At 73.8% G+C, this 18,069-nt stretch carries 19 protein-coding genes; 5 read left to right on the forward strand and 14 right to left on the reverse strand.

The genetic code is table 11. The features are described 5' to 3' along the window. The first annotated feature begins 108 nt into the window (after positions 1–108). Positions 109–1,269, forward strand: coding sequence for a class I SAM-dependent methyltransferase (locus ACFZDI_RS04565; RefSeq protein WP_234848295.1), 1,161 nt, complete (start codon positions 109–111; stop codon positions 1,267–1,269). Between the two features lie 3 nt (positions 1,270–1,272). On the opposite strand, the gene ACFZDI_RS04570 is transcribed toward ACFZDI_RS04565, so the two are convergent. The 4 genes from ACFZDI_RS04570 to ACFZDI_RS04585 form a co-directional block, all read right to left on the reverse strand. Continuing rightward, positions 1,273–2,478, reverse strand: coding sequence for a DUF6596 domain-containing protein (locus tag ACFZDI_RS04570; RefSeq protein WP_391248042.1), 1,206 nt, complete (start codon positions 2,476–2,478; stop codon positions 1,273–1,275). Positions 2,479–2,775: 297 nt separating this feature from the next. Continuing rightward, a complete protein-coding gene (locus ACFZDI_RS04575) occupies positions 2,776–3,132 on the reverse strand; it encodes a YciI family protein (protein ID WP_391247690.1) in 357 nt (118 codons plus the stop codon). Between the two features lie 131 nt (positions 3,133–3,263). Beyond that, the gene (locus ACFZDI_RS04580; RefSeq protein WP_391247691.1) at positions 3,264–4,310 is read right to left on the reverse strand and encodes an LCP family protein; all 1,047 of its coding nucleotides are present in this window, start codon (positions 4,308–4,310) and stop codon (positions 3,264–3,266) included. Between the two features lie 150 nt (positions 4,311–4,460). Next, positions 4,461–5,525 carry a substrate-binding domain-containing protein gene (locus ACFZDI_RS04585; RefSeq protein ID WP_391247693.1) on the reverse strand — a complete coding sequence of 355 codons (1,065 nt, stop codon included), beginning with the start codon at positions 5,523–5,525 and terminating at the stop codon, positions 4,461–4,463. A 137-nt stretch (positions 5,526–5,662) separates the two neighbouring features. Between ACFZDI_RS04585 and ACFZDI_RS04590 the strand changes: the two genes are divergently transcribed. After that, positions 5,663–7,975, forward strand: coding sequence for a glycoside hydrolase family 3 N-terminal domain-containing protein (locus ACFZDI_RS04590; RefSeq protein WP_391247696.1), 2,313 nt, complete (start codon positions 5,663–5,665; stop codon positions 7,973–7,975). A gap of 9 nt (positions 7,976–7,984) precedes the next feature. On the opposite strand, the gene ACFZDI_RS04595 is transcribed toward ACFZDI_RS04590, so the two are convergent. From ACFZDI_RS04595 to tsaB, 4 genes are read right to left on the reverse strand one after another with little or no spacing between them, the layout of a single operon-like run. Further along, positions 7,985–8,242 carry a hypothetical protein gene (locus tag ACFZDI_RS04595; RefSeq protein ID WP_344369234.1) on the reverse strand — a complete coding sequence of 86 codons (258 nt, stop codon included), beginning with the start codon at positions 8,240–8,242 and terminating at the stop codon, positions 7,985–7,987. Beyond that, complete coding sequence (gene tsaD, locus ACFZDI_RS04600) at positions 8,239–9,330, reverse strand: tRNA (adenosine(37)-N6)-threonylcarbamoyltransferase complex transferase subunit TsaD (RefSeq protein WP_234850815.1); 1,092 nt, start codon at positions 9,328–9,330, stop codon at positions 8,239–8,241. Before tsaD ends, ACFZDI_RS04595 begins: the two co-directional genes overlap by 4 nt. Beyond that, on the reverse strand, positions 9,323–9,796 hold the full coding sequence (rimI, locus tag ACFZDI_RS04605) for a ribosomal protein S18-alanine N-acetyltransferase (protein WP_234850817.1): 474 nt from the start codon (positions 9,794–9,796) through the stop codon (positions 9,323–9,325). Before rimI ends, tsaD begins: the two co-directional genes overlap by 8 nt. Before the next feature lie 29 nt (positions 9,797–9,825). Beyond that, entirely contained in the window at positions 9,826–10,479 is a 654-nt protein-coding gene (tsaB, locus tag ACFZDI_RS04610; protein ID WP_391247699.1) for a tRNA (adenosine(37)-N6)-threonylcarbamoyltransferase complex dimerization subunit type 1 TsaB, read from the reverse strand. 112 nt (positions 10,480–10,591) lie between these two features. Here tsaB and ACFZDI_RS04615 point away from each other — a divergent pair, with 112 nt between their 5' ends. Next, positions 10,592–11,146, forward strand: a complete 555-nt coding sequence (locus ACFZDI_RS04615) for a hypothetical protein (protein ID WP_391247701.1) — start codon at positions 10,592–10,594, stop codon at positions 11,144–11,146. A 64-nt stretch (positions 11,147–11,210) separates the two neighbouring features. On the opposite strand, the gene ACFZDI_RS04620 is transcribed toward ACFZDI_RS04615, so the two are convergent. From ACFZDI_RS04620 to ACFZDI_RS04640, 5 genes are all read right to left on the reverse strand, one after another. Further along, positions 11,211–11,378 (reverse strand): hypothetical protein, encoded by a 168-nt coding sequence (locus ACFZDI_RS04620; RefSeq protein WP_234850812.1) that lies wholly within the window; start codon positions 11,376–11,378, stop codon positions 11,211–11,213. Between the two features lie 158 nt (positions 11,379–11,536). Then, complete coding sequence (gene tsaE / locus ACFZDI_RS04625) at positions 11,537–12,055, reverse strand: tRNA (adenosine(37)-N6)-threonylcarbamoyltransferase complex ATPase subunit type 1 TsaE (RefSeq protein ID WP_234850811.1); 519 nt, start codon at positions 12,053–12,055, stop codon at positions 11,537–11,539. Then, positions 12,024–13,283, reverse strand: coding sequence for an alpha/beta fold hydrolase (locus ACFZDI_RS04630; protein WP_234850810.1), 1,260 nt, complete (start codon positions 13,281–13,283; stop codon positions 12,024–12,026). The genes tsaE and ACFZDI_RS04630 overlap by 32 nt, the downstream gene beginning before the upstream one ends. Before the next feature lie 108 nt (positions 13,284–13,391). After that, the gene (alr, locus tag ACFZDI_RS04635) at positions 13,392–14,558 is read right to left on the reverse strand and encodes an alanine racemase (protein WP_391247704.1); all 1,167 of its coding nucleotides are present in this window, start codon (positions 14,556–14,558) and stop codon (positions 13,392–13,394) included. 520 nt (positions 14,559–15,078) lie between these two features. Beyond that, positions 15,079–16,509: an NAD(P)H-hydrate dehydratase gene (locus ACFZDI_RS04640; RefSeq protein ID WP_391247706.1), complete on the reverse strand. Its 1,431-nt coding sequence runs from the start codon at positions 16,507–16,509 to the stop codon at positions 15,079–15,081. A gap of 385 nt (positions 16,510–16,894) precedes the next feature. Here ACFZDI_RS04640 and ACFZDI_RS04645 point away from each other — a divergent pair, with 385 nt between their 5' ends. After that, the gene (locus ACFZDI_RS04645; protein WP_391247708.1) at positions 16,895–17,167 is read left to right on the forward strand and encodes a hypothetical protein; all 273 of its coding nucleotides are present in this window, start codon (positions 16,895–16,897) and stop codon (positions 17,165–17,167) included. A 25-nt stretch (positions 17,168–17,192) separates the two neighbouring features. On the opposite strand, the gene ACFZDI_RS04650 is transcribed toward ACFZDI_RS04645, so the two are convergent. After that, complete coding sequence (locus ACFZDI_RS04650; RefSeq protein WP_234848886.1) at positions 17,193–17,564, reverse strand: holo-ACP synthase; 372 nt, start codon at positions 17,562–17,564, stop codon at positions 17,193–17,195. Positions 17,565–17,720: 156 nt separating this feature from the next. Between ACFZDI_RS04650 and ACFZDI_RS04655 the strand changes: the two genes are divergently transcribed. After that, entirely contained in the window at positions 17,721–18,068 is a 348-nt protein-coding gene (locus tag ACFZDI_RS04655; RefSeq protein WP_234848885.1) for a hypothetical protein, read from the forward strand. The last annotated feature ends 1 nt before the right edge of the window (position 18,069 follow it).

Below are 18,069 nucleotides of genomic sequence, written 5' to 3' on the forward strand. Positions count from 1 at the left end.
ATCCACCGACTGGCCCACACACCGACCGGGCACCGGGAGCGGGCCCCCTGCGCATGGGCAGCGCCCGACCGGTCCCCACCCTCTTCCGCCGTGGCCGACAATGATCCGGTGAACGACCTCGACCTCCTCCTCACCCCCGAAGGCAGCGCCCTCCTCGACGAGGTGCGGGACACCGACCCGGCGCGGGAGCTGGCCGTCGCGACCCGGCTGCGCCGCGAGCATCCCGCCGAGCTGGTGTCGGCGGCGCTCGGCCAGGCACGGCTGCGGCAGCGGGCGGTGGCGAAGTTCGGGGCGGAGGACGCGGGCCGGATGTTCTTCACGCCGAACGGGGTCGAGCAGTCGACGCGGGCGAGCGTGGCGGCCTACCGGGCCCGGCGGATGGCCGCGTCGGGCATCACCTCGGTCGCCGACCTGTGCTGCGGCATCGGCGGTGACGCGATCGCGCTGGCCCGTGCCGGAATCCGGGTCCTGGCCGTCGACCGGGACCCGCAGACGGCCGCCGCGGCCCGGGCCAACGCCGAGGCGCTGGGCCTGGCCGGCCTGGTCGAGGTGCGCGAGGCGGACGTCACGGAGGTGGACACGGCCGGATTCGACGCCGTGTTCGTCGACCCCGCCCGGCGCGGCGGCCGGGGCCGGATCTTCGACCCCGAGGCGTACTCGCCGCCCCTGTCCTGGGCGGTCTCCGCCGCCCGCCGGGCGCCCCACGCCGCGCTGAAGATCGCCCCCGGCGTCCCGCACGAGGCGGTCCCCGAGGACGCCGAGGCCGAGTGGATCTCCGACGGCGGAGACGTCAAGGAGGCCGTGCTGTGGTTCGGCACGGAGCCGGGGGCGGTCCGGGCGACCCTCCTGCCCGGCCCCCGCAGCCTGCTCTCCCGCGGCCTGCCCGACCCGGACGTGCGCCCGCCCGGCCGCTACCTCTACGAGCCCGACGGCGCGGTCATCCGGGCCCACCTGGTCGCCGAGGTGGCCGACCAGGTCGACGGCGGCCTGCTCGACGCGACCATCGCGTACGTCACGGCCGACGCCCTGCGCCCGACCCCGTACGCCACGGCCTACGAGATCACCGATCACCTGCCCTTCAACGTCAAGAAACTGAAGGCCCTCCTGCGGGAGCGGCAGGTCGGCACGCTGACCGTGAAGAAGCGCGGGTCGGCGGTCGAGCCGGAGGAGCTCCGCAGGAAGGTCAAGCCGCAGGGCCCGCACGCGGCGACGGTGTTCCTGACCCGGGTCGCGGGAGCCCCGGCGATGCTCATCGGGCACCCCGCCTGACCTTCAGGACGGTTCGGCCGCCCTCCGCAGCAGCAGGTCCCGTTCCCGCTCGTTGCGGGTGAGCGACGCCGCCCGTTCGAACTCCGCCCGGGCCTCCTCCGTACGGCCGAGACGAGCCAGGAGGTCGCCGCGGACGCTGGGCAGCAGGTGGTAGCCGCGCAGGGCGGGATCACCGGCCAGGGCGTCGACGAGGGCGAGGGCCGGTGCCGGGCCCTCCGACATCGAGACCGCCACCGCGCGGTTCAGCTCCACGACCGGCGAGGGGGAACGGGCGGCCAGGAGGCCGTAGAGGGTGGCGATGCGGGCCCAGTCGGTCTCCTCGTAGGTGTACGCGTGCGCGTGGCAGGCGGCGATGGCCGCTTGCAGGGTGTACGGGCCCAGGGCGCCGGAAGAGGTGGCCTCGGCCCGGCCCAGCGCGGCGAAGCCGCGGGCGATGAGCATGCGGTTCCAGCGGGAGCGGTTCTGGTCCTTCAGCAGGACCGGCTCACCGGAGGGGCCGGTCCGGGCCGCCGTCCGGGAGGCCTGGAGCTCCAGCAGCGCGGTGAGGCCGTGCACCTCGGGCTCCTTCGGCATCAGGGCCGAGAGCACCCGGGCCAGGCGCAGGGCGTCCTCGCACAGGGACGGGCGCAGCCAGTCGTCGCCCGCCGTGGCGGCGTACCCCTCGTTGAAGATGAGGTAGATGACGTCGAGGACCGAACCCAGCCGGGCGTCGCGGTCGGGGCCGTGGGGCACCTCGAAGGCGACGTTCTTCGTCGCGAGGGTGCGTTTGGCACGGACGACGCGCTGGGCGATCGTCGGCTCGGGGACGAGGAAGGCGCGGGCGATCTCGGCCGTGGTCAGACCGCCCAGCAGGCGCAGGGTGAGGGCGGCGCGGGCCTCGGCGGACAGGACCGGGTGGCAGGCGGTGAAGACCAGGCGCAGCAGGTCGTCGTCGATGCCGTCGGGGTCGGCGGGCTCCTCCGGGGGCGACACGGCCGACAGGTCCCGGCCGATCTCCGCCAGCTTGCGGGCGTAGTTCTCCCGGCGCCGGACCAGGTCGACGGCGCGGTGGCGGACGGTGGCCATGAGCCAGGCGCCCGGGTTGTCGGGCACCCCGTCCCGAGGCCACTGCTCCAGCGCGGCGACCAGTGCGTCCTGCGCGATTTCCTCGGCGATTCCGACGTCCCGGACGACGCGGGCGACCCCGGCGATGATCCGCGGCGACTCCATACGGAAGACGGTCTCGATGGCCCGGGCGGCACGATCGGCGCGCGGCACGGACGACTGGACCGACTCGGGCAGCGGAACCTCGGCCGGTTCGGAGGCCGGTTCGGACACCGACTCGGGCCGCGGGGCCCTGGCCGGTTCGGACGCCGGGGTGGGCCGCGAGGCCCTGGCCGGTTCGGACACCGACTCGGGCCGCGAGGCCCTGGCCGGTTCGGAGGCCGGGGTGGGCTGCGGGGTCACAGCCCACCATCAGACACCCCTCGTGCCGCCGGACCAAGCGGAAGCGGCCGCTCGGGCCGGTCAGTCCTCGGCGATCTGCCGGACCTCGGCGGTGATCGTCCAGTAGTCCTCGTGGAGCGACAGGAACCGCTTGGTCCACTCGATCGCCTCGGCCTTGTCCTTGCACTGGCTGATCGAGTAGCCGCCGATGACCTCCTTGGACTCGGTGAACGGCCCGTCGGTGACGGACAGCCGTCCGCCCTCCCAGGTCACCCGGCTGCCGTCCGACGTCGGTGTCAGCCCGGCCGTGTCGAGCATGACCCCGGCCTTGGTGATCTCCTCCAGCAGCTCGCCCATCCGCTCCATGAGCTCGGGGCTCGGCCCCTCGGCGGGGGCGTTCTTCTCGTCGATGCGGATCAGGGTGAGAAAGCGCGGCATGGTGACTCCTCGGGATCTTCGAACAGCGGGGCTCCTCCCCGCTCTCACCCTTGCGTCGATCGGGGGGCCGCCGGATCGACACGCGCGCCGGATTTTCTGCGAACTTTTCCTCCGGGGCGCGTTGTCCCAGGTCAGCGCAGCGACTCCCACAGCTTCCGGGCCTGCGGCTCCTGGGCCACCACCCGGTTGGGATCCGACGGCGCCCGCACCACCGGCATCATCACCGTCCGCACCCCGCTCGCCGAGAGTCCCTTCAGGCTCTGCCCGAGACGGGTCAGTTCGGCGAGGGAGTCCAGGCCGGTGTCGGCGGTGAGGCCGGCGGTGACCGTGTCGGCGACGCGGTACAGCTCGGCCGGGTCCGTGAGCAGGTCCTGGGCGGCGATCTGCTCCAGCAGGGCCTTCACCAGCTGCTGCTGGAGGCCTATACGGCCCAGGTCGCTGCCGTCGCCTACGCCGTGCCGGGTGCGGGCGAACGCGAGGGCCTGGGTGCCGTCCAGGTGGTGGGTGCCCGCCTTCAGCCGCAGGTGGCTGTCCTCGTCGGTGATGTCCTCCTCCGTGGTGACGGTGACACCGCCGAGCGCGTCGACCAGCCGGGCGAAACCCGAGAAGTCGATTTCGAGGTAGTGGTCCATGCGGACGTTCGTCATCGCCTCGACCGTCTTCACCGCGCAGACCGGCCCGCCCACCTCGTAGGCGCTGTTGAACATCGCGAGGCGGGCGACGCGCGTCGAGCCGCCGGAGGGGCGCGGGCAGGACGGGCGGGTGACCAGGGTGTCGCGCGGGATGCTCACCACCGTCGCGGTGGTCCGCCCCGCGTCCAGGTGGACGACCATCGCCGTGTCGGAACGGGCGCCCGAGCTGTCGCCGCCGCCGAGCCTGCGGTTCTCCTTGCCCCTGCGCGAATCCGAGCCGAGCACCAGGATGTTTAGGGCCTCGCGCGGCGGCGCCGATGCCGAGGGCGCGGGTGTGGTCACCGGCTTCGGCGGCCGGTCGTCGCCCAGTGCGCCGTCGATGTCGACGCCGGTGATGTTGTCGCTGAGATGCCAGTAGGCCCAGCCGGCCGCTCCGGCGCCCAGCACCAGCGTCCCCGCCAGGATGAGGCCGGCCGCTTTCAGCGCTCGCGATCGGCCCGCTTCGGAGCCCTCGTCCCCGTGGTGTCCCGTCACGGGCAGGAACATAAGTCCGAATTATGACGGGCAGGGATCTCAGGGCGTCTTTCTTCGGAAATTCTCAGCTTTCAGGGTGCGAGCGGGTCGAAAGTTTCGTTAGTGCAGCCGATTGACTTCGGTTCGGTGCGGGGTGTCCCGAAACACCCGTCGACGCGGCCCCTACCGCTCCGCGGGCCCCGCCGTGCTGCTGCGCACCACCAGGCTCGTCGCCAGCTCCACCCGGGTCGCCGCCGGAGTCCCCCCGTCACGCCCGAGGTCGAGCACCAGTTTGGCCGCCGCCTCGGCCATCTCGGTCAGCGGCTGCCGCACGGTCGTCAGCGGCGGCCCGACCAGGGGCGCCACCGGCAGATCGTCGAACCCGACCACGCTCAGGTCCTCGGGGACGCGCAGCCCCAGCTCGCGCGCGGCCTCGTACAGCCCGAGCGCCTGGAGGTCGTTCCCGGCGAAGACCGCGGTCGGCCGGTCAGGGCGGCGCAGCATGTCCAGGCCGAGCCGGTAACCGGCCTCGTGGTGGAAGTCGCCGCTCGCGATCAGGGCGGGGTCCACGGGCAGCCCGGCCGTCTCCAGCGCGGCCCGGTAGCCGTCGATCCGGGCCCTGCTGCACATCATCTGCGAGGGCCCACTGATCGCACCGATCCTGCGGTGCCCCAGCTCGACCAGGTGCCGGGTGGCGGCGAGCCCGCCCTGCCAGTTGGTCGCGCCGATCGACGGCACGTCGGCGCCCGGGTCTCCGGCCGGGTCCATCACCACGAACGGGATGGAGCGGCTGGTCAGCAGCGCCCGCTGCGACTCGTCGAGCCCGGACAGGACCAGGATCACGCCGTGCGGCCGGCGCGCGGCGACCTGGTCGGCCCAGGTCCGCCCGGGGGTGAGCCGCCCCGCGCTCTCGGACAGCACGACGCTGAGCCCGGCGTCCCGGGCCACGTTCTCCACGCCCCGGATGACCTCCATCGCCCAGGCGCTCTCCAGCTCGTGGAAGACGAGGTCGATCAGGGGCGAGCGGGTGGCCTCGGCGCGGCGGCGCCGGTAGCCGTGCGCGCGCAGCAGATCCTCCACGCGGGACCGGGTGGCCGGGGCGACGTCGGCCCGGCCGTTGAGGACCTTCGAAACAGTCGGCGCGGAGACGCCCGCCTCACGGGCGATCTCGGCGAGCGTCGCGGTCTGCGCGGTGCGCCCCTCTGTCCGGGTCTGTGTCCGGCTTTCAACGGGCTCCGGGGATGTCATGGCGGCGATCGTAACCCTCCCGGCCCCCTTGACGAAGTCCTCGCACCACCATAGGTTCCCGGAACATTCGAAGTTTGCTACGAAACATTCGCCGATTCGTTCGTGAGAGGGCCGTCCGTACACCCGACAGGAGCTTCATGACCACCGCGCCCTGGCGTGACCCCGCGTTGCCCGCAGCCGCCCGCGTCGACGACCTGCTCTCCCGGATGACCCTGGAGGAGAAGACCGCCCAGCTGTACGGCGTGTGGGTGGGCGCCGCGACGGACGGCGAAGGGGTCGCCCCGCACCAGCACGACATGACCGCCGACTACGACTGGGACGAGCTGATCGCCCACGGCCTGGGACAGCTCACGCGCTCCTTCGGCACCGCCCCCGTGGCCCCGGCGCTCGGCGCGCAGGCCCTGGCGCGCGCCCAGCGCCGTATCGCCGCGGCGGGGCGGTACGGCATCCCGGCGATCGCGCACGAGGAGTGTCTGGCCGGCTTCACCGCCTGGCAGGCCACGGCCTACCCGGTCCCGCTGGCCTGGGGCGCGACCTGGGATCCGCCGCTGGTCGAGGAGATGGCCCGCCGCATCGGCGACGACCTGCGCTCGGCCGGTGTCCACCAGGGCCTCGCCCCCGTGCTGGACGTCGTACGCGATCCGCGCTGGGGCCGCGTGGAGGAGACGATCGGCGAGGACCCGTACCTGGTCGGCACGGTCGGCACCGCGTACGTGCGGGGCCTGGAGTCGGCCGGGGTCGTCGCGACGCTCAAGCACTTCGCCGGGTACGCCTCCTCGGCCGGTGCCCGCAATCTCGCCCCGGTACGGGCCGGTGTCCGCGAGTTCGCCGACGTCACCCTGCCGCCCTTCGAGATGGCCCTGCGCGAGGGCGGCGCCCGTTCGGTCATGGCCGCCTACACCGAGACGGACGGCGTCCCGGCCTCCGCGGACCCCGGACTGCTGTCCCATCTCCTGCGCGAGGAGTGGGGCTTCACCGGCACCGTCGTCGCCGACTACTTCGGCATCGGCTTCCTCCAGAGTCTCCACCGGGTCGCCGCCACCCCCGCCGAGGCGGCCCACGCGGCCCTCGCCGCCGGCATCGACGTCGAACTGCCCACCCTCAAGTGCTACGGCCGGCCGCTGCTGGAGGCGGTCCGCTCCGGCGGGATCCCCGAGGAGCTGGTGGACCGCGCGGCCCGCCGCGTGCTGCTCCAGAAGTGTGAACTGGGCCTGCTGGACGAGGACTGGACCCCGGAGCCGGCCTCCCGGATCGACCTCGACTCGACGGGCAACCGCATCCTCGCGCGCCGCATGGCCGAGGAGTCGGTGGTCCTGCTCGACAACCCCGACGGCCTGCTCCCGCTGGCCCCAGACACCCGCATCGCGGTGGTCGGTCCCCGGGCGGCCGACGCCCTGGCCATGCTGGGCTGCTACTCGTTCCCCTCCCACGTCCTCACCCACCACCCGGGGGTGCCGGCCGGTATCGAGATCCCGACCGTCCTGGAGGCCCTGCGCACCGAACTCCCCGACGCCAAGGTGACGTTCGCGCAGGGCTGCGACGTGACGGACCCGGACACCGGAGGCTTCGAGGAGGCGATCGCCCGCACCGCCGAGGCGGACGTGTGCGTGGCGGTGCTGGGCGACCGGGCGGGGCTGTTCGGGCGCGGCACCTCGGGCGAAGGCTGTGACGCGACGGACCTCGGCCTGCCGGGCGTCCAGGGGGAGCTGCTGGACGCGCTGGTCGCCACGGGCGTCCCCGTGGTGCTGGTGCTGCTGACCGGCCGCCCCTACGCCCTGGGCCGCTGGCACGGCCGCCTGGGTGCGGTCGTCCAGGCGTTCTTCCCGGGCGAGGAGGGCGGCCCGGCGGTGGCGGGCGTCCTCTCGGGCCGTGTGAACCCCTCGGGCCGTCTTCCCGTCAGCGTCCCGCGGGTGCCCGGCGGGCAGCCCTGGACCTACCTGCAACCGCCCCTGGGCCTGGCGGGCGAGGTCAGCAACCTCGACCCGACCCCGCTGTACGCCTTCGGCCACGGCGGCTCGTACACGTCGTTCACCTGGGAGGACGGCACCCCCGCCGACCCGGCCGGGATCGACACGGACGGCTCCCACGACGTCTCGGTGACCGTCCGCAACACCGGCGACCGCGCGGGCGCCGAGGTCGTGCAGCTGTACCTGCACGACCCGGTGGCCTCGGTGACCCGCCCCGACGTCCGTCTGATCGGCTACCGGCGGCTGGAACTGTCCCCGGGCGAGGCGGCCCGGGTCACGTTCCGCTTCCACACGGACCTGTCGGCCTTCACCGACCGCTCGGGCCGCAGAATCGTCGAACCGGGCACCCTGGAACTACGCCTGGCGGCATCCAGCACGGACGTACGCCACACGACCCGCCTGAACCTCACCGGGCCCGTGAGGGTGCTGGGACGTGACCGGCGGCTGCGGTGCGAGACGGAGGTGTCCCGGGAGACCGGCTGACCGGCCCGGTCAGCCGAGCCCCACCGACTCGAACCGCCAGCGGTGCACCGCCCGGGTGGTCAGCTCGGGGGCGGGCTCGGGGAGTTCGGGGAGGTCGGCGTCGTAGGGGGCGTCCCACCAGGTGAGGACGAGGACGCGGTCCTGGGGTGCCCGGAAGGTTTCCCGGCGCAGCGGTTCGCGGGGGAGGCCTTGGGCGCGGGCCCAGGCCAGCAACTCCTCGCCCCGGCCCTCGGCCGCCCGGGCCTCCCACATCAACGCGACCGTCACGAGTAGAGGTTCTCCTTGCTGACCTCGTGCACATGGTCGTGGTCGTGCCCGGGCACGTGCGGCTCGGTCACCGGCAGGGACGAGTCCGCCGACAGGTCCCAGGCCGACGCCGCCCGGTTCCGGGCGACCATCTCGGCGCCCAGGGCGGCGACCATCGCGCCGTTGTCCGTGCACAGCTTGGGCCGCGGCACGCGCAGCCGGATGCCGGCGGCCTCGCAGCGCTCCTGGGCGAGGACGCGCAGCCGGGAGTTCGCGGCCACACCGCCGCCGATCATCAGATGGTCGACGCCCTCGTCCTTGCAGGCCCGGACGGCCTTGCGGGTCAACACGTCCACGACCGCCTCCTGGAAGGACGCCGCCACGTCCCGCACCGGCACCTCCTCCCCCGCCGCCCGCTTGGCCTCGATCCAGCGCGCCACGGCGGTCTTCAGCCCCGAGAAGGAGAAGTCGTAGGCCGGGTCGCGCGGGCCGGTCAAACCCCGCGGGAAGGCGATCGCGTTCGGGTCGCCCTCCTTCGCGTACCGGTCGATGACCGGCCCGCCGGGGAAGCCCAGGTTCAGCACCCGGGCGATCTTGTCGAAGGCCTCGCCGGCCGCGTCGTCGATGGTGGCGCCCATCGGGCGGACGTCGGAGGTGATGTCCGAGGACAGCAGCAGCGAGGAGTGCCCGCCGGAGACCAGCAGGGCCATGGTCGGCTCGGGCAGCGCGCCGTGCTCCAGCTGGTCCACGCAGATGTGCGAGGCGAGGTGGTTGACGCCGTAGAGCGGCTTGCCGAGCGCGTACGCGTAGGCCTTCGCCGCGGAGACGCCGACCAGCAGGGCACCGGCGAGACCGGGACCGGCGGTGACGGCGATGCCGTCGAGGTCGCGGGCGGTGACGCCCGCCTCCTTCAGGGCGCGGTCGATGGTGGGGACCATCGCCTCCAGATGGGCGCGGCTCGCGACCTCCGGGACGACACCGCCGAAGCGGGCGTGCTCGTCGACGCTGGAGGCGACGGCGTCGGCCAGCAGGGTGGTGCCCCGGACGATGCCGACGCCGGTCTCGTCGCAGGAGGTCTCGATTCCCAGTACGAGGGGTTCGTCAGCCATTGATCTCGGTTCCTTGTACGGAGTTCTCGGGGGCGGTCAGGCGCATCACCAGGGCGTCCACGTTGCCCGGCTGGTAGTAGCCGCGCCGGACACCGATGGGTTCAAAGCCGAAGCGCTCGTACAGCTTCTGTGCGCGGACGTTGTCGACCCGGCACTCCAGCATCACCTCGGCGCACTCGAAGGTGGTGGCCGCCCGCAGCAGTTCGGCCAGCAGCCGGCCGCCGAGGCCGGTCCCCCACAGGTCGCGGGAGACGGCGATGGTCTGCACGTCTGCCTGCTCGCCGGTGGCGACCAGACCCGCGTACCCGACGATCCGGGAGCCGGACTCGGCGACCACGTACCGCCGGTTGGCCTCGGGCCCGCGCGCATGGGCGAGCTCGGACCAGAACATGCCCCGGGACCAGGCGTCCTCGGGGAACAGCTCCCGTTCCAGTTCCAGTACGGAGTCGATGTCCCACCAGCGCATCTCGCGCAGCGTGCACGTCACGGCTTCGGTCACTTGGGGGTGACCACCTTGTAGTTCTTGGGGACCTGGGCGTCGGGGCGGCGCAGGTACAGCGGCCGGGGCGCGGGCAGTTCCTCGCCGGCGGCCAGCTTCTCCGCGGCCAGCCGGGCCAGGGCGGCGGCGGACACGTGCTCCGGCTCGTGCGCCTTGGGGAAGGTGTCGGGGTACAGCAGCGCGCCCGCGCCGACCGCGGGCAGCCCCTCGACCCGCTCGGCGATGTCGGCGGGCCGGTCCACGGCCGGGTCGGTGACCCGGGTACGGGAGTCGGCGTAGCGGGCCCAGTACACCTCCTTGCGGCGCGCGTCGGTGGCGACGACGAACGGAACCTGGAGGTCGGCGGCGTAGGCGAGGCCGTCCAGGGTGCACACACCGTGCACGGGGACGCCGAGGGCGAGTCCGAAGGTGTCGGCGGTCATCAGGCCGACGCGCAGCCCGGTGTACGGTCCCGGGCCGATCCCGGCGACGATCCCGGTGACGGCGTCGAGCCGCAGACGGGCCTCGGCGAGCACCCGGTCGATCGCCGGCAGCAGCAGTTCCCCGTGCCGCCGTGCGTCGACCTGACTCGACGAGGCGATGACGTCGCGTCCGTCGTGCAGGGCGACGGTGACGGCGGGCGTGGCGGTATCCAGAGCGAGCAAGAGCACGCAAACAGCCTACGGCTCCCGGAGGCCCGGCACCGTCGCACCTGTCGGGCCGTCACCTGCTGCTACCGTCACCTTCCGTCACGACAGGGACGTACGACGTGAGGTGGACGCGGTGACAGCCAGCAGCTCGGGAATCGTGGCCGGGCTCACCGCCGCGGCCCTCGCGACGGTCGGCTACCTCACCCACGAGGCCGCCGATGCCCTCCCGGCCGGTCTGGGCAGGGCGGCGCACGCGAGTGCCGCCCCGGCCCCCGGCACGTCGAAGGCGCCCCGGGTCAAGCAGGACCCGACCGCGCTGCCCGCCGACTCGGGGAAGGGCGCCCGGGTCGTGTACTCGCTGCGCCGCGACCGGGTGTGGCTGGTCGCCGGGGACCAGGCGGTCAGCCGTACGTTCACGGTCGAGCCGAGCGCGGTGGACCCGGCCCCGGGCACCTACTCGGTGACGTCCCGGTCGAACGCGGTGACCGGCTCCGACGGCGTCCCGGTCGAGCACGTGGTGCGCTTCGCCAGTGTGGACGGCGTGGTCGTCGGCTTCAGCGCGGCCGTGAACGAGTCGGCCGCCCCCAGCCGGAAGGCCCGCACGGGCGGTATCCGCGAGTCCCGGGCGGACGGCGACGCGATGTGGACGTTCGCGACGATCGGCCGCGCGGTCGTGGTGGTCCGCTAGCCCCGCGTCTGCGTCATGATCCAAACGACAGGCCCTGGGCGCTCCACGAGGGGGCGGAGGATCCTCAGGCCGCTTCGCGGTGCGCCGAGGCCCGCCCGGCGCGTTCCGGCTCGGGTGCGCGCGGCGGTGTGCAGAGCAGCGCCGCCGCCTCACCGGCCGCCAGCAGGTCGCGCATGGACACCCCGGCGACCGCGCATGGCTGCGGCTGCCCCTTGCTCTCTGTAGCCGACATGGACGCCTCCCGAAGGGCCGGGGCACACGTGGTTAGGTAGACCTAACCACTGACTGGATACCATGTGACCACGCACAAGACGCCGGACGCAACATCTTGCCGACGTCTTGTCGGAACGTTCATCAAAAGACCGCACACCGGGACGGCCCGGGAGGGCGTCAGGCGGCGAGCACGCTCAGGTCCGCCTCGGCCCAGCGTTCGCCCACACCGGTGAGCGTCATCTGCCGGACCTCGTCGGTCGTGTCGCCCACCGCCCGGTGGATCACGACCTGGAGCCGGTCCTCGGTCAGCTCCTCGACCTTGCCCTCGCCCCACTCCACGACAACGACGGAGTCGGGCAGCGAGACGTCGAGGTCGAGGTCCTCCATCTCGTCGAGCCCGCCGGAGAGCCGGTAGGCGTCGACGTGGACCAGCGGCGGCCCGTCGCCCAGCGCGGGGTGCACCCGGGCGATCACGAACGTCGGCGAGGTGACGGCCCCGCGCACCCCGAGCCCTTCGCCCAGGCCGCGGGTCAGCGTCGTCTTGCCCGCGCCGAGCTCCCCGCTGAGCATCACCAGGTCACCGGCGCGCAGGAGTTTCGCGAGCCGGCGGCCCAGCTCCCGCATCTGCTCGGGGGACGTGACGACGATCTGGACGGAGCCGGGCTCAGCCGGGCTGTGCGGTGCTGGTGCTTCCATAGCCCTTCACGGTAGCCCCTGCGGGCACGGCACCCGTGCGGGTGAGCAGGTCGGCGAGGCGGTCGGTGACCACTTCCGGGTGTTCCAGCATCACCAGGTGTCCCGCATCCGGCACCAGCACCAGCTCGGCGTCCGGCAGCAGATCGGCGATGGCCTCGCTGTGCTCACTCGGCGTGACCAGGTCCTGCACCCCGGCCAGTACGAGAACCGGCAGGTCCGCGAAGTGGGCGAGCGCCTCGGTCTTGTCGTGGTCGTTGAACGCCGGGTAGTACTCGGCGACCACGTCGATCGGGGTGCTCTCGATCATCCGCTCGGCGAACCGGGCGATCGCCGGGTCGACGTCCCGGGAGGCGAAGGAGTACCGCTTGATGATCCCGGCGAACAGGTCCGCGGTCGCCCGGCGCCCCTTCTCCACCAGCTCGGCCCGCTGCCCCAGCGCCTTCAGCACCCCGGGCAGCACCCGCCGCACCGCGTTGACCCCGGCGACGGGCAGGCCGTAGTTGACCTCGCCGAGCCGGCCCGACGACGTCCCCACGAAGGCGACCCCGACGACCCGCTCGCGGATCAGCTCCGGGAACTGGTCGGCCAGCGCCATCACCGTCATGCCGCCCATGGAGTGCCCCACGAGCACCAGCGGCCCCTCGGGCGCCGCCGCGTCGATGACGGCCTTCAGGTCCCGGCCCAGCTGCTCGATCGTGATCGGCTCGTCGTCCCGCGTCTGGGCGACGCCCCGCCCGGACCGGCCGTGGCTGCGCTGGTCCCAGTGCACGGTCCGTACGACGCCCCGCAGGGCCGCCCGCTGGAAGTGCCAGGAATCCTGGCTGAGGCAGTAGCCGTGGCTGAAGACGACGGTGACGGGAGCGGGTGATTTACGGCCGAACAGCCGGCGGCGGCGCGGGCCGATGGCGGCGGGGGCGGCCTCCTCGTCGAGGTCGTCGACCTCGTAGTAGAGCTCCGTGCCGTCGTCGGCGGACGCCTTGCCGGGCATGCCCCGCAGGGAGCCGTAGGGCCCCGCCGAGTCCAGGGCGAGCCGGGCCTTCTGGCGCATGCCGCGGCCGACCGTCATCCGCTCCAGGGCGACACCGGCGGCCGCGCCCGCGGCCACCACGCCTATCGCCACGCCGGCGATGCCGGTCGCCCGGCGCCAGCCCCCCGCCGCCCCCGCGGCGGAGGCCGCGACGGCCGCGGAGGCGACGTCCGCGACGACCTCCGCACTGCTCTCGCTCACGTACCGCTCCTCTTCGCCGGGGTGCCGATCGGGTGACTCGCCGGGTCGGGTGATGCCGATGTTGCCGTGGTGACTGTCGTTTCTCGCGTGACCGGTTCTCTGTGCGAGTTACCCGTCCCGTTCCTCATTCACATAGACGCGAGGAACGCGCGTTCCGATCCGGGTCACGATTTCGTAGGCGATGGTTCCGGCCGCCTGAGCCCAGTCCTCCGCGGTGGGCTCGCCCCGGTCCCCCGGCCCGAAGAGGACCGCCTCGGTCCCCGCCGCCGGCTCGTCGCCCCCCAGATCGACCACGAACTGGTCCATGGCGACCCGCCCGGCGATCGTGCGCCACTTGCCCTCGACCAGGACCGGGCCGGCGGAGGAGGCGTGCCGTGGGATGCCGTCCGCGTAGCCCAGCGGGACCAGGCCGAGGGTCGTCGGGCCGGGGGTCACGTACCGGTGGCCGTAGCTGACGCCGTGCCCGCCCGGCACGTGTTTGACCAGGGCCAGCGAGGCGGACAGGGTCATCACCGGCCGCAGCCCGAAGTCGGCCGGGGTGCCGAGCTCGGGGCTGGGCGAGATGCCGTAGGTGGCGATGCCGGTGCGGACCAGGTCGAAGTGGCTCTCGGGGAGCGTGAGGGTGGCCGGGGAGTTGGCGATGTGCCGGACCTCGGGACGCACGCCCCGCTCCTCGGCGTACGCGACCATGTCCCGGAACACGGCGAGCTGGGCCGTGATGGAGGGGTGGCCGGGTTCGTCGGCGCAGGCGAAGTGCGACCACAGTCCCGTGACGCGCAGCAGCCCCTCGGCCTCGGCCCGCAGCGCCGCGGAGACGAGCGCGGCCCAGTCGTCCCCGGGCTGGCACCCGTTGCGTCCGAGGCCGGTGTCGGCCTTCAGCTGCACCCTGGCCGGACGGTCGGCTCCCCTGGCCGCGTCGACGACCTCCGCCAGGGCCCACATGCCGCTGACGGACACGTCGAGCTCGGCGTCGATCGCCTCGCGCCAGGGTCCTCCGGGCGTCCACAGCCAGCACATGATGCGGCCCGGCAGCCCGGCGGCCCGCAGGGCGAGGGCCTCCTCGGGCGTGGCCGTGCCCAGCCAGGTCGCTCCCGCGGCGACGGCCGCGCGGGCGCACGGCACAGCCCCGTGGCCGTACGCCTCGGACTTCACCACGGCCATCACGGCCGCGCCCGGCGCGTGGGCACGCAGGGCCCGCACATTGGCCCGCAGCGCTGCCAGATCGATCTCGGCCCGGGCCCGCAGGGGCGCGGTCGGGGCTGTTCTCTCGCTCATCGCGCCCAGTGTCTCAGAGCCCTCCGACGGCGGGCCGCCTACGTACCTCTGTGCGTCGCCGGGAGTTCGAGGCCGGGGGGTCGAACGGACGGTGGTGGGGAGGGCGGTACGGGGGGGAACGGGCGGGGGCGTGGGCGACTCGCCGCGGACCGTCGAGCGGAGGGCGGCACCGGGAGTACGGCAGGGCGTAGGCGACGCGCCGCGGGCCATCGAGCGGACGGCGGTACCGGGAGCACGACGGGGCCGTGGGCGACGCGCCGCGGACCGCCAAGCAGACGGCGGTACCCGGGGGCACGGCGGGGCCGTCGGCGACTCGCCACGGGCCGTCGAGCGGACGGCGGTGCGGAGGTGCGTGCGGGGACGTGTCACGCGGCACGGTCGGTCGGTCCCGTGCCGCCATCCGTGCGTGCGGGGACGTGTCACGCGGCACGGTCGGTCGGTCGCGTGCCGCCGTCGGAGTGGTTCTGCCGGTGTTCAGGTCCGCCCGGTCGACGGCCCCATCGGTCCCCGGCGCCCCGGCTCACCCCAGGACATTGCGCCAGGCGCCCGGGATCGCCTCGGCCACGTCGTGCGCCCCCACGGGCGCCCCGTCCGCCGCCAGCCGCCCGGCCAGCCCGTGCAGATACGCCCCCGCACTCCCCGCGTCCACCGCGGACAGCCCCGCCGCCAGCAAGGACCCGCACAGCCCCGACAGCACGTCCCCGCTCCCGGCCGTGGCCAGCCACCCCGTCCCGGTCGGGTTCACCCGTACCGCCCCGCCCCCCGAGTCGGCCACCAGCGTCGTGGACCCCTTCAGCAGCACGGTCGCCCCGTAGCGCCGCGCCAGCTCCCGGGCCGCGGACAGCCGGCCGCCCTCGACCTCGGCCCGTTCCACGCCCAGCAGCGCCGCCGCCTCCCCCGCGTGGGGTGTCATCAGCGTCGGCGCCCGACGCCCCCGGACGATCTCCGCGTCCGCCAGCCGCAGCCCGTCGGCGTCGATCAGCACCGGCACGTCCGCCGCCAGCACCTCCGCCACCGTCACGGCGTCGTCCCCGGCCCCCGGCCCGACGACCCACGCCTGCACCCGCCCGGCGTGCTTCGGCCCCCTGTCCGACACGAGCGTCTCGGGAAACCGCGCGATGACGGCGTCCCCGGCCGGCCCGACGTACCGCACGGCCCCGGCACCGCCCCGCAGCGCCCCGGCGACGGCCAGCACGGCGGCCCCCGGGTAGCGCGCGGACCCGGCGGCGATCCCGACCACGCCCCGCCGGTACTTGTCGCTCTCCGCCCCCGGCACCGGCAGCGACCGGGCCACATCCGCGTGCTGCAACGCCTCCAGCTCCGGCTCGGCCGGCAGCTCCAGCCCGATGTCGACCAGGCGCACCGACCCCGCGTACTCCCGGGCGGGGTCGATCAGGAGTCCCGGTTTGTGCGTGCCGAAGGTGACGGTCAGGTCGGCCCGCACGGCGTCCCCGTGCACCTCCCCCGTGTCGGCGTCGACACCGCTCGGCAGGTCGACGGCGACCACGGCACCCCGCGACCGCGCGGCGGCGGCCGCCAACGGCACCGCGTCCGGCCGCAGCCCGCCCTTCCCGCCGATCCCGACGATCCCGTCGACGACGAGGTCCGCGCCCTCGACCAGCGCCTCGCCCTCACCGGCTCCCGCGACCCGCCCTCCGGCCCGCCGCAACGCGGTGAGCCCCGCGGTGTGCGCCCGGTCCGGTGCGAGCAGCACCGCCGTGACCCCGGCCCCCCGGCGGGCCAGCCGGGCCCCGGCGTACAGGGCGTCACCGCCGTTGTCGCCACTGCCGACCAGCAGCACGACCCTCCTGCCGTACACCCGCCCCAGCAAGTCGGCGCAGGCCGCGGCGAGCCCGGCGGCGGCGCGTTGCATCAGCGCCCCCTCCGGCAGCCGCGCCATCAGCTCCCGCTCGGCGTTCCGGACCGTCTCCACGCTGTACGCAGTACGCATGCGGTCGAGTTTCCCGCAGGACCGCCGGACCACTCCTCCTCACACGCACCTCGCGCATCTCCCGCGCACACCGCGACCGGCCCCTCCGGGACACCCCGACGCACCCACCGTGACCGAGGAGACCGTCCTCGACGGGCGCACCCTGACCGACGAGATCGTCCCCCGCCATGCCGACCGTGGCCGACGCCACCGTCCCCGACGCACCCACCGTGACCGACGAGACCGTCCCCGACACGCGCACCCGGGCCGACGAGATCGTCCCCCGGACATGCCCGCCCTGACCGACGAGATCGTCCCCCGCGCCGCCCGCTGTTCCTTCGCCCCCGCCCGAGCGGTACCATCGAGCTACATTTTGAACTTGTTCAAAAAGGGGGATCGACGAGACATGACCAGCTCGACAGCACCCAGGGACAACGACAGTCCCGCCACCGCCCTGGGCCCCACGGCCCTGGTTCTCGGCGCCTTCTCGGCCGTGGGCACCTGGGCGTTCCTGTTCCCGTGGACGGTCCTGGCCGGAGCGCTCGCGGTGACGTTCGGGGCGATGGGCATCCACTACGCCCGCCAGGGCACCGGCCGGATGTGGACCGCCGCCGCCGGCACGACCCTGGGCGCGATCGGTTTCATCGGCACCGCCACGCTGATCTGGGGCCTCTACTAGCCGGGGCCTCACCCGGGGGTGGGCGTCACCCCTCGGCGATGACCACCGCCGAGGCGACGCCCGCGTCGTGACTCAGCGACACGTGCCAGCTCCGCACACCGAGTTCGGCGGCCCGGGCCGCCACCGTCCCGGTCACCCGCAGCCAGGGCCGCCCGCTGTCCTCGACGCACACCTCGGCGTCGGTCCAGAGCAGCCCGGGCGGCGCACCGAGCGCCTTGGCCAACGCCTCCTTGGCTGCGAACCGCGCGGCCAGCGAGGCGACTCCCCGCCGCCCCCCGCCGGGCAGCAGCAACTCCCGTTCCAGGAACAGCCGCTTGGCCAGCGCGGGCGTACGCTCCAGTGAAGCCGCGAACCGTTCGATCTCGGCAACGTCGATGCCGACCCCGATGATGCTCATGGGCAGCACCCTACGGTGACGGGCCGCATCCGGCCCGAACAGTACCCGGAGCACTTCCCGGACGACCCCGTGATCTTCAACTCCCTGCCCTCCCTATAGAGTTCGCGCCGACCGCGATGAGCAAACGGCATCGCACCAAACGGGAGGACACCGATCATGAAGTTCGCGTCGCTGGGAACCGCGGCCAGTGCCCTGGCTCTCTTCGCCACGGCCCTCACCGGCACCGTCGCCGCCGCGGGCACCGCTGCCGCGGCCCCGCCGAAGGACTGCAGCAAGGCGATCGTCAACGTCAAGGCCAAGGAGACCGTCAACGTCCGCAGCGCACCGAAGACGTCCGCCACGGCCCTCGGCATCTGGGGCAAGGGCAAGAAGGGCGGCATCTGCAACGACGGCAAGTCCTTCAAGGGCGGCTCGTACACGGCCTGCGGCAAGACGAGCAACCAGTGGTACTACGGCGGCGACAAGGTGAACGGCTGGGTCCCGAAGACCTGCATCAACTGGTAGT

Source organism: Streptomyces sp. NPDC007907 (assembly GCF_042959365.1).
Lineage (GTDB): Bacteria > Actinomycetota > Actinomycetes > Streptomycetales > Streptomycetaceae > Streptomyces > Streptomyces indiaensis.

What these genes read in the sequence shown, in the direction of transcription:
- ACFZDI_RS04570 (WP_391248042.1), bottom strand. Translation starts at nt 2,478, where the DNA reads ATGGAGTCGCCGCGGATCATCGCCGGGGTCGCCCGCGTCGTCCGGGAC.
- ACFZDI_RS04575 (WP_391247690.1), bottom strand. Translation starts at nt 3,132, where the DNA reads ATGCCGCGCTTTCTCACCCTGATCCGCATCGACGAGAAGAACGCCCCC.
- ACFZDI_RS04580 (WP_391247691.1), bottom strand. Translation starts at nt 4,310, where the DNA reads ATGTTCCTGCCCGTGACGGGACACCACGGGGACGAGGGCTCCGAAGCG.
- ACFZDI_RS04585 (WP_391247693.1), bottom strand. Translation starts at nt 5,525, where the DNA reads ATGACATCCCCGGAGCCCGTTGAAAGCCGGACACAGACCCGGACAGAG.
- ACFZDI_RS04590 (WP_391247696.1), top strand. Translation starts at nt 5,663, where the DNA reads ATGACCACCGCGCCCTGGCGTGACCCCGCGTTGCCCGCAGCCGCCCGC.
- tsaD (WP_234850815.1), bottom strand. Translation starts at nt 9,330, where the DNA reads ATGGCTGACGAACCCCTCGTACTGGGAATCGAGACCTCCTGCGACGAG.
- rimI (WP_234850817.1), bottom strand. Translation starts at nt 9,796, where the DNA reads ATGCGCTGGTGGGACATCGACTCCGTACTGGAACTGGAACGGGAGCTG.
- ACFZDI_RS04620 (WP_234850812.1), bottom strand. Translation starts at nt 11,378, where the DNA reads ATGTCGGCTACAGAGAGCAAGGGGCAGCCGCAGCCATGCGCGGTCGCC.
- tsaE (WP_234850811.1), bottom strand. Translation starts at nt 12,055, where the DNA reads ATGGAAGCACCAGCACCGCACAGCCCGGCTGAGCCCGGCTCCGTCCAG.
- alr (WP_391247704.1), bottom strand. Translation starts at nt 14,558, where the DNA reads ATGAGCGAGAGAACAGCCCCGACCGCGCCCCTGCGGGCCCGGGCCGAG.
- ACFZDI_RS04640 (WP_391247706.1), bottom strand. Translation starts at nt 16,509, where the DNA reads ATGCGTACTGCGTACAGCGTGGAGACGGTCCGGAACGCCGAGCGGGAG.
- ACFZDI_RS04645 (WP_391247708.1), top strand. Translation starts at nt 16,895, where the DNA reads ATGACCAGCTCGACAGCACCCAGGGACAACGACAGTCCCGCCACCGCC.
- ACFZDI_RS04650 (WP_234848886.1), bottom strand. Translation starts at nt 17,564, where the DNA reads ATGAGCATCATCGGGGTCGGCATCGACGTTGCCGAGATCGAACGGTTC.
- ACFZDI_RS04655 (WP_234848885.1), top strand. Translation starts at nt 17,721, where the DNA reads ATGAAGTTCGCGTCGCTGGGAACCGCGGCCAGTGCCCTGGCTCTCTTC.